This is a genomic window from Maribacter sp. (assembly GCF_039974175.1).
Lineage (GTDB): Bacteria > Bacteroidota > Bacteroidia > Flavobacteriales > Flavobacteriaceae > Maribacter_C.
On record NZ_JBDWJN010000010.1, the window covers coordinates 970168 to 986011 of the forward strand.

The following is a 15844-nucleotide window of genomic DNA, read 5'->3' on the forward strand; positions in this document are numbered from 1 at the left end:
AAATATAGAAGGATTTTACTGCGGAAACAAATTAGCCGACCATCACTATTTTTTAAGGATGAAGCAAGCCAATTAATTAAAGTATAAAATTACTGGAATTGGTCGTAGGTATTCTTAACGATCTTGTGCAAATCTGGAATTACGGTCCTAGCTATTTTCGAATTGCCATTCAATAGCACACAAATACCTAAGTCTGATTCAGGATAAACAGCAATCTCATTTCTGTAGTTATTGACACTCCCACCATGATGCCAGATGGTGAATTCGCTATTTGCTTCTTCCTGCTTAAATTTATGAATACGCCAGCCATAGCCATAAGACGATTGTACATGCCCCACCCAGCGCTGGTAGTATTTTCTGTGGTTATTAACGACAATAAATGGTTGGAAAACTTCCTGTATAGCTTCTCCTTTCATCACTTCTGGGTTATGACCTAATAAAAAAAGCATCCATTTGGCCATATCTTTAGAACTTGCATTGATTCCTCCAGCGGCAACGGCATTATAGTAGCGATCGCGAAGGGGCAACGTACTCCATCCTCTACGCCTTTTCACATGTGGAATCGCGATATTTTCAGTTTCCATTAAGTCGCTGTGATTCATAGAAACTGAATTCATTCCTAAAGGCTTAAAAAAGCGGTTCTTCAATAGCGTCTTGGTGTCTTTGCCGGTGACTTTTCGCATCACCTCTTGGCTTAGCGAAAACATTGCATTTTGATAACTGTATTGGTGACCTGGTTTGCTAATGGGTTTTACCTCGTCAAAACGGGTGGCAATAGTTTCCATTGGCAATCCTGCCTCCACCAAATTCGTAAAGCTGTGATAGGGTGTTCCTGAAGTATGCGATAATATATGTGCCAATCTGATTTTATCAGTGTTACTTCGGTCGCCTAATTTGAATTCCGGGATATAGTCGGAAATTTTATCGTTCCAAGATAGTTTTCCTTCGGCCTTTAAATCTGCTGCCAATACGGCTGCAAAGCCTTTGGACAAAGAACCCAAGCGAAATACGGTTTCACCATCGACCTTCGCTTGTGCATTGATACTTCGCTTTCCGAAGCCATCGGAAATCACTACAGAATCACCTTGTACGATGCTTACACCTGCTCCTACAATATCGCCGGCTTGAATGGCGCTTTCAAAATAGGCGCTTACGGCGGCTTTCAATTCCTGTTGACGAATAGTATACAGCTTAGCCGTCTTTTGCTGGGCTAAAATTTGCGCTGGAGTAAAACTGGGAATAACAACTTCAGGTCCACTCTTCGTGGTTTTGGAAGCTGTCGCTACTATCAAAAGGGTAAATACTAAAAGTGTAGTTCCTATTAAGATCTTAAATCGCCTCACGGTATATTTTGGTTAAGTTGGGACTCTTGGTTTGGGGAACTACAAACATAACTGATATTTCCTATTATTATTTTGTTTTTCGGAAATTTTAAGACTTTTCGAAAATAGCGAATTTCGGGGAAAGTCGAAGGTACTTTTACGAAATAGGTTCTCGATAAGCCCTATTTCGAATTAAAGATTAAAAATCTAGCGCTCGGGTTGACAGCGATACCCTTTAAAAAAAAACGCTCCCGGTTTACAACCTGGAGCGCTGATTACAGTAAAAAACTCTTCGTTTACTGATTGATGATTTTTAAATTCATTCGAACAAAATCTTTGTTGCCTGCTTTGCGGGATAGTTCTAAAGCAAGTTCAGCGACCGTTTTAGCCGCTGCTATTTTCCCCAAATCACGCAAAATAAAAGCTTCCCTACTTACTTGAAAAAACAAAGCATCTTTCGAACTGGTTACTTTTTGAATGTATTTTAAAGCGGTCTCCAAGTCTGTCTGTGATTCATGCAGATATAGCGCCGCAAAATAGTAATCAAAGCTACTAGGACCCGCTAAAGTACGATCAATTCTTTTTAAAATTTGCTCTTGTTCCTGCACCTGAATGGGTATTTTCAATAGGGTTCGCTCCCATTCCAATAAAAGGGTAGCACTGTCTAAAGTGATATCCTGAAAATGGAGTTCCAGTGATTCGAGAGGCTTATCTCGGGTATTCACAGGCAACTGTAGTTGCAATACGGGTTCAGTTGCCACATAGTCGTTCCAATCAGTAGAGGTATACGTATACCAATTCAGTTTCCAGGTGTTGCTCTCAGGCAGAGCCAAAAGAGAATAGCTTCCTTTTTTTAAAACTTTTCCGTCGACCAATACATCGTCAGAAAATGTAATCTTAGTAGCCGCATTAGCACCAACACGCCAGAATTCTTTATAAGGCAGTAGTTCTCCAAAAATAATACGTTCTCTAGCACTGGGGCGAAAGTAAGAGATTTCTACTTCGGTAAGGCCTATAGTCTGTTTTACAATGGCCGAAGGGCTCTGCGCTGGTAATTGCAATTGTGCATGAGTAGTCATGGCCGCTAATAGGGCCGTAATCAAAATAAAGTTTTTCATCTTATAAATTTTTATCGAAATAGGCCGAGGGCGAGCTGCCCATCAGCTTTTTAAATGATTTATTAAAAGTAGTTTTGGAATGAAAACCTGCTTCTTGTGCCAGACCAAAAAAGGTCAATTGTTGTGCTTTTTCTGTCTTGGCCAAGGCGACAAATTCTTTGATACGGTAATAGTTCACATATTCAAAAAAGTTCATTCCGATATTCTCGTTTAGCAAACGGGCCAATTCAGGGTTGTTGACGCCTAGCATTTCGGCCAATTCTCCTTTAAGCAGTTTACTGTTCAAATAAGGCTTCTTTTCGATCATCAAAATATCTAGCCTTTCTTTCAAGCGGTCTAAATCAGTTGCGCTTAATTTAGACTGGGTGTATTTTTTTACTTCTTGCTTTCGTACGGGCAGTAATTGCAATACTTGCGGAGCAATCATTCCATAGTACGTAATGAATAAGATAATCAAAACCAATAGTATCCATATATAGGGTCGTGCGTTACGCTCGAGCATATCGAACCCTAAGAAACTAGTCAGCAACAGCCCTGTCCATACCAAAAGGCAAATGCCAGTAATGATCAAGAAATTATGTAGAAACTGGGTCTGAGGCTCGTATGAAAGTTCGTTTTGCACTTCAGTCTTAAAGGTCATTAACAATTGCCAACCCTTCAGCCAATAGGCAATATTTACCACTAAACCAATCGCATGACAGGCGTAAATGACCCGCATCAATTCTCCCGTTTTTGCACGCCCGCTGATTACCGTGTCATTGGGTATCACAAAATAGACCAACACGAAAATGACATAGACCAAGGCCGGCAAATAGTGCACCAAATCTTGTTTTGTAAATGATTTTCGCTGCACTATCGAACGTGAAAACAGAAAGATCGTTGGTCCGAAAAGCAAGGCCGAAAGTTCCGATAGGGAAATCAAGCGGAAGTTGTAATTACCTATCCCTGCTGTATACAGCACTTTACCCACCAATCCGAAGGATACAATACCAATAAAAAAGGCCATATACCCATTTATACGCTTTCTATTTTTGGGCGAAAGACCATAAATAAAAAGCAATAACAAGCTCTGAAAGAACCCAAAATAAACGAGTTGATTTAATAGTGACTGCATAAGGTGCAATTTACTGAATCACGAATTGATGTACGTTACGCAAGGGCTCATAAAAAGACAAGGGATGCTTTTTGGCAAACGCCTGAAAGGCATTTTCATTTTGCCACTCAACAATACACAGTACATCTGCATTGTAATAATAACCAAGAGGCGAAGTGCCATTTTCAAGTGTCACGATAATAGTACCTCCAAACTTTTTGACTGCAGCAATCCATTTTTTGAAAAAACTGGTGTCTTTTCGATAAGGATTATTCCATAAAGCGGTGGCAACATTGAATTTTGAGGTATCCACGTCGAATTTTAAATCGTCGTTCATTTCATAATAGGTTAGTGCGAAATATGGGAATAGCTTTCTGCGTTGTTGATGAAAATCAGGAACGCGCTTTGCGATATTGTTCAAAAAACCTTTACGCTTTTCTAGGTTGGACCACTTTCCAAAAAGAAAGGCGTTCACTTTGTTTGTACCTAGCGTGAGCTTTGTAATTCCAAAACCGGGCTGTAATTGATAGCTGTACTCAAAGGCAACTGGAAAGGCCGTCTTCTTGTACCTTGCAAATAATTCTTCCGCATTTTGGGTTTGGCTTAAGAGAATAATGTCAAGCACTTCCCCTTTCTTAAAGTCGAAAGATTTGATGTTGTCTTGTGCCCTTGTTATAGCGACTACAAAAAGCACAAACAAGAAAATTAGATTTGATAACTTCATAGAAAAATGATTTATTGATTTATGAAGCAAAGAAAAAACGACCGGCAAGAATGTCCAAGTTTTTAGGCTTTAGAAGGGTACACATACCGTATATGTACTCGAATGATCAAGACTACTGTAAACCATCAGAATCTCTCAACTAAATCTTTTCCCTTAAAATCGAAAGTACTTTGTATTTATTCGGGTTGAGTTATCACTCTTTCTAAGTGTGCTTGCAGATTCATTACTTTATTTTCTTCTTAAGGTTAAAAGTTTCTGCTAAATCTATTAACTTCAAAGTTCTTGTACTTAAAAAGAATTACTAAATGTTTACATCAAAACCAGTTATTTTAGGAATTCTGGTACTATTGGTATTGGGTTGCAGTGAAAATCCAATGCCAGATAGGCGTCCCAATATTGTACTTATTATGTCAGACGATATGGGCTATTCAGATATCGGTTGTTATGGCGGGCTAATCAACACACCAGTCTTAGATGGGTTGGCGGCAAACGGACTTCGTTATACCCAGTTTTACAACACCGCGCGATGCTGTCCATCAAGGGCCGCTTTGCTTACAGGAGTCTACCAACATCAAGCCGGAATTGGGCATATGGTCAATACCAGTGGAACCGATGCTTACGATGGTGATTTGAGTATGAATGCAGTCACCATTGCGGAGGTACTTCAGCAAGCAGGTTACGCAACTTATATGTCTGGAAAATGGCATGTCACTCCCTATAGACCCGAAGAAGAAAACCCAACCAAAGAAAATTGGCCCTTACAACGTGGGTTCGATAAATTCTTTGGAACCATTCATGGTGCAGGAAGTTTTTATGACCCCAATTCCCTCAGCAGGGATAATACGTTTATCGTTCCTTCCAATGATTTTTACTATACCGATGCGATTTCGGATAATGCAGTGTCTTTCATAGAAAACCATAACCAAGAGACTCCTTTTTTTCTATATATCCCGTATACTGCGGCACATTGGCCGATGCATGCCAAACCCCAAGATATTGCAAAATACAAAGGTAAATTCGATGCGGGCTGGGATGCCTTACGAACGCAGAAGTATGCTAAAATGTTGCAATTGGGGTTGATCAAACCGGAATGGAAATTGGCCGACAAGGATGACATTTCAAATTGGGCTAAAACAAAAAACAAATTATGGTACAGTTCGCTAATGGAGGTTTATGCCGCAATGATAGACAATATGGATCAAGGTATCGGCCGCATAATGGGTACACTAGAGAACAAAGGTTTCAAAGACAATACATTGATTTTCTTTTTGCAAGATAATGGCGGGTGTGCGGAGGAATTCGGGTTTCGCGAGTCTATAGAACCCAACCACAAAGATGTCGCTGCAGATACCATGCGACCTATGGGCAAAGATGAACTTCAGACTCAAATGGTTCCGCGGTATACAAGAGATGGCAAACCGGTGCTTTCAGGAATCGGACTTGAACCCGGAGGAGCTGACACCTATCTCGGATACGGAAAACCTTGGGCGAATGCCAGTAATACGCCCTTTAGAATGTACAAACATTGGGTTCACGAAGGTGGTATCGCTACCCCCTTAATTGTTCACTGGCCAGCAGGTATAGCCTCAAAAAATGAATTTCGAAACGCCCCTGGGCATCTCATAGACATAATGGCCACCTGTGTTGATGTTGCTGACGCTATCTATCCTAAAAATTATAAGCAAAGGTCCATTATTCCATTAGAAGGGAAATCGTTAAAACCTTCTTTTGCAAACAAACCTTTGGAAGAAAGGGCCTTATTTTGGGAACATGAAGGTAATAAAGCAGTACGCCTTGGAAACTACAAACTGGTTTCAAAATGGAATAAAAATGCTGAATTTACTTGGGAACTATACGATATGAATACAGACCGCAGCGAGACCATAGATCTGTCGGATAAAATGCCAGAAAAAGTACAAGAATTGGAACGTATATGGCTAGCTTGGGCTAAAAAAGCCGGTGTTCGAAATTGGGATACTAAAGAACTAATTCAATGAAGTGCCTCCTACTCTTTTCAGCAGCGGTTTTGCTGATTTATTTATCTTCCTGCACTGACAATACGACGTCGGTCAAAAAAGTTGTTTCGCATGAGAGCATGCAAGTAGTTTTTGAAGAAATTAAGACTCCCTTTAAATACGGAGTCGTTTTTCAACACCCTGACACCACAAAGCTTATTGACTCCCCTACTATTTTTCAGGAAAATAACACTTGGTATATGACGTATATTGTATTTGATGGTCAAGGCTATGAAACTTGGCTTGCGAAAAGCAAGGACTTATTGCGTTGGGAATCAGATGGTAAGATTTTATCATTCACCGAAGACTCTTGGGACGCGAATCAAAAGGCAGGATATGTCTCCTTGGTGAATTATGACTGGGGTGGAAATTATGGAGTTGAAAAACATCAAGACCGCTATTGGATGACCTATTTGGGCGGCAATAGCACTGGTTATGAAGCAGGTAAGCTGAAGATTGGCTTGGCATACTCCTCAGAACTAACCGCGGTTCAAAGCTGGAATACCAAAAAAGCTCCTATTTTATCACCAGACGAGAAGACCGCACGTTGGTTTGAGAACAAAACCATTTACAAAAGTCTTATAATCAAAGATACGCTAGCTCATACCGGACATCACTATATAATGTATTATAATGCCAAAGGTGATGGCGATTTTGAAAGTATTGGTATGGCCGTTTCTGACGATATGATTTCTTGGAAGCGTTATGGGGAAGACCCAGTAATAACAAGAGAAAAAGGTATCTGCGGTGATGCCCAAATAGCAAAATACGATGATGTCTACATCATGTTCTATTTTGGTGCCTTTTGGAAACCTGGGGCCTTCGAGCGATTCGCCTGCTCCTACGACCTCATTCATTGGACCGATTGGGAAGGAGCGGATTTGATTGCTCCCTCAGAAGATTATGATGCGAAATACGCCCATAAACCATGGGTCATAAAATGGAACGATGTGGTATATCATTTCTATACTGCCGTGGGTGACCAAGGCCGGGTGATTGCGTTAGCAACCTCAACAGATTTGAAGAACCGATAGAGCGACAAATCAAAACATTGCGACTACAATATATAGGGGTCTTAATAAGCCGGGTGTATAGGTCTCAACAACTTTAGAGTTTCTTTTCCCGCTTTTATCTTTTACCGACTGTATTCGAGCTAGTTACACATTCAGACCAGCCATCCATACATCTTTTGCATACAAATCATTGCTTTTTTATACTTTTTTAGCAACCAGAAAATTTGATACATTTTATGAAAACATTAGTACTTATAACTCTTGCAATTATTTTATTGACTACTTCTTGCGTTGGTCGCACCGAGGCTAAATCATTTTCAACTACCGACAAAACAGTAGCGACCTATACCGGACCAATTATTGATATGCACGTGCATGCCTACTCCCGCCAAACTCCAATGTTTGGGCTAGAGAATTACAATCCTTTAACGCGCCAAACCTATATTGGCTCCGAATCGCTACAAAAACATCAAGAAGAAACCTTTAAAAAATTTAAGAAACACAATATTGTACGGGCCATGGTAGCAAACGGCTCAGCCTGGCATAAGCTTGATTCTTCGTTAGTAATCATTGGTGAGGGCCATTACAATTCGATTGATGAGTTAAAGCAAAAACATAAAAATGGCAAACTTCAGGTATTGGGCGAAGTTGCTCCAAATTATCAGGGTTTACTTCCGACGGACAAGAGCCTGACCCCCTACTTTGATTTGGCCAATGAGCTTGAGATTCCTATAGGGTTTCACTTGTATCCCGGCGGACCTCCAGGAGGAGCGTATTTTGCATATCCAAAAACAAGAGCTTTTCAAGGGAAACCCCTGCAATTGGAAGAAATTCTATTTTCGCGGCCCAAAATGAAACTATATGTGATGCACGCTGGCTGGCCCTTTTTGGAAGATATGAAAGCTCTGATGTATGCCCATCCGCAAGTCTATGTTGACCTTGGGGTTATCTGTTGGGGCATTCCCAGAGTTGAGTTCCACAACTTCTTAGAAGGACTGGTCGATGCCGGTTTCGGGGATCGCATCATGTTCGGTTCCGATCAAATGGTTTGGGTAAATACCATAGATGAAGGCATAGAAGCCGTCAACTCGGCAGCCTTCTTATCAATGCAACAAAAAGAAGATATCTTTTACAATAATGCCGCCCGATTTTTAGGTTTGACCAAAGCACAAATCAAACGAGATAAGGAACTTTAGAACTTTTGAGGAGATCTTCACTTAGCTGAGATGGAGTGGGAGAACAAATGCATTGAGAGGCGGATAGGCAGATTACCATTGCTTGATACGATTAATTTTCAATGAAGGCTTCCCCCCTTTTGCTGGGAGGGAAGCAAAAAAATGTTTTTAAAGAATATAATCTGTACTCACGAAATTTGAAAGCCTGGTCTCTAACAACTGTTCTAAAATTTCATTATTTAGTTCCGTATCCTTAGATGCGACAAATGTGCGAATTGAGAAGGAGCGTAACGCATCATGTACACTTAAGGTGGCCACGGCAGAGTCTTTTCTTCCGGTAAACGGATAGGCATCTGGCCCTCGTTGACATGAACTGTTTAAATTTACACGGCAAACTAAATTGGCTAAGGTATCGATCAAGGGTGCCAAGGTATATACGTCTTTACCAAAGAGACTCACTTGTTGACCGTAGTTGCTTTCGGCCATATCGTCTAAAGGCTGTTCAATATCATTAAAAGACAAAATAGGTATAATAGGTCCGAATTGTTCTTCCTTATACAAGCGCATGTCTTTGGTTACCGGGTAAACAACAGCGGGCCAGATATAGTTATCAAAATGCTTACCTCCTTTTTTATTAAGTATTTTTGCCCCTTTGGAAATAGCATCATCCAACAATTCTTGAATATAGGCTGGTTTTCCAGCTTCAGGCAAAGGAGTAAGCTTAACCCCTTCCTCCCACGGATTACCAAATGGGAGTTGGTCTACTTCTTCACTAAAACGTTTGTTAAACGCATCTACGATCTCATCATGTACGTATACCACCTTCAAGGCAGTGCAGCGTTGTCCGTTAAATGATAAGGTGCCCGCTAGACATTCGTTGATGGTCAGGTCTAGGTCTGCATCAGGCAATACGATTGCCGGGTTTTTGGCTTCCAAACCCAGCACCAGTCGCAAGCGATTGCTCTTCGGATGTTGGTCTTGCAATGCATTGGCCGATGAACTATGCCCAATAAGTGCAAGCACATCTACTTTTCCGGTTTTCATGATGGGGCCAGCGATAGCTCTGCCTCTGCCGAACAATACATTAACCACGCCTTTCGGGAAGCTTTCTTGAAAGGCTTCCAGCAAAGGTGTTATCAGTAACACGCCAATTTTAGCAGGTTTAAATACAGCAGTATTTCCCATCAAAATGGCGGGTATCAATAAACAAAAGGTCTCGTTCAAAGGATAGTTATAGGGCCCCAAGCAAAGCACCACACCCAATGGACCTCGGCGAATATGGGCCAGTACCCCAGAGTTTTTCTGAAACTTGGCCGAATTCCGGTCAAGAGCTTTATAGTTTTCGATAGTATCGATAATGTAGTCTACGGTACGGTCGAATTCTTTTTCTGAATCAGGCAGCGTTTTTCCGATTTCCCACATCAAGAGTTTGACCACTTCCTCTCGCTTGGTTTTCATTTTGTTCACGAACTTCTCCATACATTCAATTCGGTCGCGAACGCGCATAGTCGGCCATGCCCCCTGCCCCTTAGCAAAGGCTTTGACCGCCGCACTCAGAGCCTCTAAGGCCTCGGGTTCTCCCATATCGGGAGCACTTCCTAAAAAGGTAGGTGCATATGCGTCTGTTGAAGAAATCGTAGAATATACATCGGCAGATTTACCACTCCAGCTTTTGAGCTCCCCATTAACCAGATAGTGCTTTTGATGAATGGGACTGCCGATTTGAAATTCTTTGGGTATTTTATTCTTTGTTGTGCTCATGGATGCTTCTTTATTTTTATTAACTAGGCTGTCCGTTCAAGTGGAGTGCAAAACAAATTTAATATTGGAAAGCATCTCTCCAAAGACTCGAGACGTTTAATTTGACAGCATGATAGGCTATAATTAAAAATCCCCAATTGCTTGGGGATTTATTTGTTATACAATAGGTTTCATTGCGGTCATGGACTCCCGCAAGCGAGTCCCCACGACTTCAACAGCATGCTCTCGCAACGCCTTGTTGACCGATATGAGTTTGGCATTGTCTACACCATTACCTTCGCCATAGGATGTTCCGATGACATCAGTATCTATTTTGGTCATAAAGTCTGCCAACAAAGGCTTACAAGCGTGGTCGAAGAGATAGCAACCATATTCTGCCGTATCGGAAATCACGCGATTCATTTCAAATAGCTTCTTCCTAGCAATGGTATTAGCTATTAGCGGCGTCTCATGTAGTGATTCGTAATAGGCAGATTCACCAATGATTCCAGATTCTGTCATACTTTCATATGCGAGCTCTACTCCTGCCCTAACCATCGCCACCATCAGTACACCATGGTCATAGTATTCTTGTTCTGAAATCTCAACATCGGCAGCGGGTGTTTTTTCAAAAGCAGTTTCGCCCGTTGCTGCTCTCCATCCTAATAAGTTTTTATCATCGTTCGCCCAGTCTTCCATCATCGTTTTTGAGAAATGACCGGTCATGATATCGTCCATATGTTTATGAAACAAGGGCCGCATAATGTCTTTTAGCTCTTCAGATAGTTCAAAGGCCTTTATTTTTGCTGGATTGGATAGACGATCCATCATATTCGTGATACCGCCGTATTTCATTCCCTCGGTAATGGTTTCCCAGCCGTATTGAATAAGTTTGGAAGCATAGCCAGGGTCAATTCCCTTTTCGACCATCTTATCAAAACACAGAATACTTCCCGTTTGTAACAAACCACAAAGAATGGTTTGCTCACCCATTAAATCAGACTTTACTTCGGCAACAAAAGATGATTCTAAAACTCCTGCTCTATGTCCACCAGTACCCACCGCATAGGCTTTAGCTTGTTCTAAACCTTTAGCTTGTGGGTCGTTGTTCGGGTGCACTGCTATCAATGTTGGAACGCCAAAGCCCCTTTTATATTCCTCACGCACCTCTGAACCCGGACATTTTGGGGCTACCATGATCACGGTTAGATCTTCACGAATCTGCATTCCCTCTTCAACGATGTTAAAGCCGTGAGAATACGATAAGGTTGCCCCTTGCTTCATCAAAGGCATAACCGTAGTTACAACAGCCGTGTGCTGCTTGTCTGGTGTTAAATTAATCACTACATCTGCACTAGGTACCAGTTCCTCATAGGTGCCTACTGTAAAGCCATTCTCCGTTGCATTTTTGAACGATTGTCTTTGTTCCTTAATAGCCGCTAAACGTAGGGTGTATGAGATATCCAATCCGGAGTCTCGCATGTTCAAGCCTTGGTTCAGGCCTTGTGCGCCACAACCTACAATTACGATTTTCTTTCCTTTTAAAGCGGTTACACCATCGGAGAATTCGCTGGATTCCATAAATCTGCATTTTCCCAATTGTGTCAATTGGTCTCGAAGTGATAGTGTATTGAAATAGTTTGCCATGAATAATTAATTTTTAATTTTCATTCCCGAGCAATCAGGAATTTGTTAATGTTCTCTCTTTATTTTATAATGTTATTAATCTTTTCGTATTGAAACCCTTTTATGTAGCTTGTCATACCTAAGGGTTAAGGGTGAATTTATTCTTGAAATTCCTCGAGCATTGCTGAAATCTGCATTTGTTCTTTTGACACCGAAATACGCCCTGAACGCACAAACTGCATGATACCAAAAGGCTTCAATTGGTCATACATTTCATCAATTTCATGTCTTCTTCCTGATTTCGCCAACACGAAGAATTCTCGTGCTACCGTGACAATTTGTGAATTACTCTCTTTGATGATGTTCTGTATTTGTCGTTCATCGAACAACAAGGCGGAGTCTATTTTAAAGAGTGCCGATTCTTGGTAAATTGTTTCATCATCGGTATGATAAAATGCTTTTATGACTTCGATTTGCTTCTCGATCTGTCCCACAATATTGTGCACCCACTTCTCGGTGGTAAATACTACGACAGTAAATTTTGAAACTTCGTCAATTTCTGACTTAGAAACATTTAAACTCTCTATATTAATGTGACGCTTTAAGAATATACCTGATATTCTATTCAGTAACCCTACGTTGTTTTCGGAATATACTGAGATGGTAAACCATTGTTTTTCCATGAGTTTTATCTGTATGCTACTATTCTAATTCTTTTATAATCTGCGTACCATTTGCCATTTTTAAACAGCTTAGGTTTTAAACTGGCTTGTACCTCATTCATAATTTCGAAAACACTTGCATCATCTACCCCTTCTAAAAAAGGTTTACAAAACATCACAAGCCAATCTTTGATTCCCGTTGCACCATCGGCAAGTGCTGTTGGGCGATCATACCATTGGGCAAAAGAAACCTTAAAACCTACTGCCTCAAGGGCCAAAGTGTATTCCCCAATGCTGGGAAAATACCAAAGCTCCAATTCAGACTGTTTCACAAAACCTCTTTTCAAAAGAGATTGCCGCAATTGACCCACAATGGTCTTTACATTGTCTTTTCCACCGAACTCCACTACCATTCTTCCGCCTTCCTTTAAACCCTCATACATACACCTAATCGCCTGTTTGTATTGTATAACCCAGTGTAAAGCGGCATTCGAAAAAATGGCATCGAAACCTTGTTCAAAGTGAAAATCACTGGCATCACCTACTACAAAATCGATAAAAGGAAATTGGGTTTGCGCCCTTTGAATCATTTCAACAGATTTATCCATACCCACAACGGCTTGCGACAGCTCCTTGATTTTATGGGTTAATTCACCAGAGCCGCAGCCTAGGTCTAGAATCCTTTCCTCGGGTTTGGGGTCAAGCAGTTCAATTAAAGACGCGCCAAAATCATAAACGAACGAGTGTTTATTGTTGTACAGTTGGGCATCCCATTTGTGTGCTAATTGTTGCATACTGCTTTTAGCTTCGACTACTTTCAGCCAGCTTTTATTTTTTGTCGGTTTTTACCGCTATTATCAATCCTGTTGACCAATCCATTTTCGTTAGATTAAAATCGGCTCTGTTTTCTAAATAAGATACCAATCTGTCTACATTTTTATCATGGCTTTCGGGCCAATTGGGTTGTGTGGTCATATCATCAATAACATAAAACCCTCCTACCTTGATCAACTCAAGAATTTCATCAATTTCACTATATTTACCGGGCCAAGCATCGGCAAAAACAAGGTCAAATTTTCCACCCTGATAGCTTTTTATCCAGTCCGTTCCGTCTTCACATCGAATTGCAATCCTTTTATCATTTTCAAAGTATTGTTTGGCTATAGCTATCAACTCTGGGTCATTGTCTACCGTAATCAACTGTGAAGCGGCATCCATTCCATCGATCATCCAAGACAGTGATAGTCCGATACCCGTGCCTAATTCCAAGAACTTTCCGCCAGGTTTACTAGAAATCAAGGTCTTCAACAAGGTTCCAATATAGAGATCTGAAGGCATTGTAAACCCGACTTCCTCTGATTTACGCACAATTTCCAAATGGATAGCGGGTATGTCTTGTATGTTTGAATCGTTCATAGTTATTGGTCAGTCAGCGCCTTGCGAATTGCTTAAACAAAAAAAGCGAGGCAGACCCTTTCTGTTTCTTGTATATTGAGGCATGCTATGTGACATTTTTCTTATTTCAATCGAATATCAGATACTGCCGCCCCCGATGGAATCATCGGAAATACATTATCCTCTTTTTCCACCTTTACCTCCAAGAAATACGGCTTGTCTGACGCTATCATTTCTTGAATGGTGGCTTTGAGATCTTTGCGCTCGCTAACGCGTTTCGATTCGATATGATATCCTTCAGCAATCTTTACAAAATCAGGATTCACCATCACTGTAGACGCATAGCGCCTATCAAAGAACAGTTCCTGCCATTGGCGAACCATGCCCAAATGGTCGTTGTTCAATACTACTATTTTTACTGGGATCTGATGTTGGAAAATAACACCTAGTTCTTGAATGGTCATTTGATAACCTCCATCACCAATAATGGCCACCACCTCGCGATGCATAGCTCCTTGTTTCGCACCTATCGCAGCCGGAAGCGCAAAACCCATGGTTCCTAATCCACCAGAGGTTATATTGCTTTTCGTTGTATTGAACTTGGCATAACGACACGCAATCATTTGGTGTTGCCCTACGTCTGTAACAATGACCGCCTCATTTTTAGAAGCAAGATTGATCTCTTCGATCACTTCACCCATGGTGAGTTGGTCTTTGGTAGGGTGGATATCATTTTTAATGACTGTATTGTATTCGATTTCATGCTTTTTCTTGAACTCGTCATGCCAATCCTCATGTTTGTTCGCATTCAGCAAGGGCAATAAAAGAGCTAAAGTCTCTTTTGAATTTCCCAAAACTGCCACATCTGCCTTCACATTTTTGTTAACCTCTGCAGGGTCTATTTCAAAATGAATGACTTTGGCTTGTTGCGCATATTCATCCAATTTTCCAGTGACACGGTCATCGAAACGCATGCCAACAGCGATCAAAACATCACATTCATTGGTCAATACATTCGGGCCGTAGTTACCGTGCATACCCACCATACCTACATTTAGCGGATGACTTGTTGGAATAGCTGATTCACCCATAATCGTCCATGCCGCCGGTACGCCTGCTTTTTCAATTACCGTTGTCAATTCTTCTTCAGCCTGTCCTAAAATGACGCCTTGCCCCCAAACAATGAAAGGTTTTTTGGCGTTATTTATGAGTTCAGCTGCAGCTTCAATGGCACCCATATTGGGTTTAGGCGCAGGATTATAACTGCGCACCCCGTTACATTTCTTATATGAAAAATCGAACTCCTCAAATTGAGCGTTTTTTGTAATATCAATTAGCACCGGGCCCGGGCGACCTGACTTCGCAATATAAAACGCCTTCGCCATGATTTCAGGAATTTCCGAGGCCTTTGTAATCTGATAATTCCATTTGGTCACAGGTGTAGAAATGCCTATGATATCGGTTTCCTGAAAGGCGTCGGATCCCAATAGATGTCTCGGCACCTGCCCCGTAATGCAAACCATAGGTGTGGAATCGATTTGTGCATCAGCCAATCCGGTCACCAAATTTGTGGCTCCAGGGCCTGAGGTAGCAATAGCAACCCCTACTCTACCAGAAACACGGGCATAGCCTTGTGCTGCATGCGTTGCTCCCTGTTCATGACGCGTTAAGATATGCGTCAATTTATCTTGAAACTTATAAAACTCGTCATACACGGGCATTATAGCTCCACCCGGATATCCGTAGACCAAATCTACATCTTCCGCCAGCAAGCAATGAATGATCGCTTCTGCACCGGTAATGGTAACCGTAGATTTCGAACTGGTTTCGGTCTGTTTATCTTTTACTGTTTCCATAATTAAAACTCAAATTCAAGCGTCAAGTTCAATTTCAATTCTTGAACTTTTTATGCTGGTGTTTTCATTAGCTCGTAAATAGATACGAATCTGCTTTTGTGTTTT

General features: G+C 41.2%; 13 protein-coding genes. 3 read left to right on the plus strand and 10 right to left on the minus strand.

Annotation, left to right across the window (positions count from 1 at the left end):
* Positions 1-89 precede the first annotated feature (89 nt).
* From ABJN95_RS13440 to ABJN95_RS13455, 4 genes are all read right to left on the minus strand, one after another.
* A complete protein-coding gene (locus ABJN95_RS13440; protein WP_348370928.1) occupies positions 90-1343 on the minus strand; it encodes a serine hydrolase domain-containing protein in 1254 nt (417 codons plus the stop codon).
* Positions 1344-1618: 275 nt separating this feature from the next.
* Positions 1619-2440 carry a DUF2911 domain-containing protein gene (locus tag ABJN95_RS13445; protein WP_348370929.1) on the minus strand — a complete coding sequence of 274 codons (822 nt, stop codon included), beginning with the start codon at positions 2438-2440 and terminating at the stop codon, positions 1619-1621.
* A gap of 1 nt (position 2441) precedes the next feature.
* Positions 2442-3554, minus strand: coding sequence for a helix-turn-helix domain-containing protein (locus tag ABJN95_RS13450; protein WP_348370930.1), 1113 nt, complete (start codon positions 3552-3554; stop codon positions 2442-2444).
* A gap of 10 nt (positions 3555-3564) precedes the next feature.
* Positions 3565-4257 (minus strand): hypothetical protein, encoded by a 693-nt coding sequence (locus tag ABJN95_RS13455; RefSeq protein WP_348370931.1) that lies wholly within the window; start codon positions 4255-4257, stop codon positions 3565-3567.
* A 305-nt stretch (positions 4258-4562) separates the two neighbouring features.
* Here ABJN95_RS13455 and ABJN95_RS13460 point away from each other — a divergent pair, with 305 nt between their 5' ends.
* The 3 genes from ABJN95_RS13460 (at position 4563) to ABJN95_RS13470 (ending at position 8481) form a co-directional block, all read left to right on the plus strand.
* The gene (locus tag ABJN95_RS13460) at positions 4563-6254 is read left to right on the plus strand and encodes an arylsulfatase (protein WP_348370932.1); all 1692 of its coding nucleotides are present in this window, start codon (positions 4563-4565) and stop codon (positions 6252-6254) included.
* Complete coding sequence (locus ABJN95_RS13465) at positions 6251-7306, plus strand: glycosylase (RefSeq protein WP_348370933.1); 1056 nt, start codon at positions 6251-6253, stop codon at positions 7304-7306. The genes ABJN95_RS13460 and ABJN95_RS13465 overlap by 4 nt, the downstream gene beginning before the upstream one ends.
* A gap of 215 nt (positions 7307-7521) precedes the next feature.
* Positions 7522-8481 (plus strand): amidohydrolase family protein, encoded by a 960-nt coding sequence (locus ABJN95_RS13470; RefSeq protein ID WP_348370934.1) that lies wholly within the window; start codon positions 7522-7524, stop codon positions 8479-8481.
* Positions 8482-8628: 147 nt separating this feature from the next.
* Here ABJN95_RS13470 and ABJN95_RS13475 read toward each other — a convergent pair whose 3' ends face one another.
* The 6 genes from ABJN95_RS13475 to ilvB form a co-directional block, all read right to left on the minus strand.
* Positions 8629-10221 (minus strand): NADP-dependent glyceraldehyde-3-phosphate dehydrogenase, encoded by a 1593-nt coding sequence (locus ABJN95_RS13475; RefSeq protein ID WP_348370935.1) that lies wholly within the window; start codon positions 10219-10221, stop codon positions 8629-8631.
* A gap of 156 nt (positions 10222-10377) precedes the next feature.
* Positions 10378-11847 carry a ketol-acid reductoisomerase gene (gene ilvC, locus ABJN95_RS13480; protein WP_348370936.1) on the minus strand — a complete coding sequence of 490 codons (1470 nt, stop codon included), beginning with the start codon at positions 11845-11847 and terminating at the stop codon, positions 10378-10380.
* Positions 11848-11984: 137 nt separating this feature from the next.
* Positions 11985-12509 (minus strand): acetolactate synthase small subunit, encoded by a 525-nt coding sequence (gene ilvN, locus ABJN95_RS13485; RefSeq protein WP_348370937.1) that lies wholly within the window; start codon positions 12507-12509, stop codon positions 11985-11987.
* A 5-nt stretch (positions 12510-12514) separates the two neighbouring features.
* A complete protein-coding gene (locus ABJN95_RS13490) occupies positions 12515-13282 on the minus strand; it encodes a methyltransferase domain-containing protein (RefSeq protein ID WP_348370938.1) in 768 nt (255 codons plus the stop codon).
* A gap of 34 nt (positions 13283-13316) precedes the next feature.
* Entirely contained in the window at positions 13317-13904 is a 588-nt protein-coding gene (locus tag ABJN95_RS13495) for a class I SAM-dependent methyltransferase (protein ID WP_348370939.1), read from the minus strand.
* 101 nt (positions 13905-14005) lie between these two features.
* Complete coding sequence (gene ilvB, locus ABJN95_RS13500; RefSeq protein WP_348370940.1) at positions 14006-15739, minus strand: biosynthetic-type acetolactate synthase large subunit; 1734 nt, start codon at positions 15737-15739, stop codon at positions 14006-14008.
* Positions 15740-15844 lie beyond the last annotated feature (105 nt).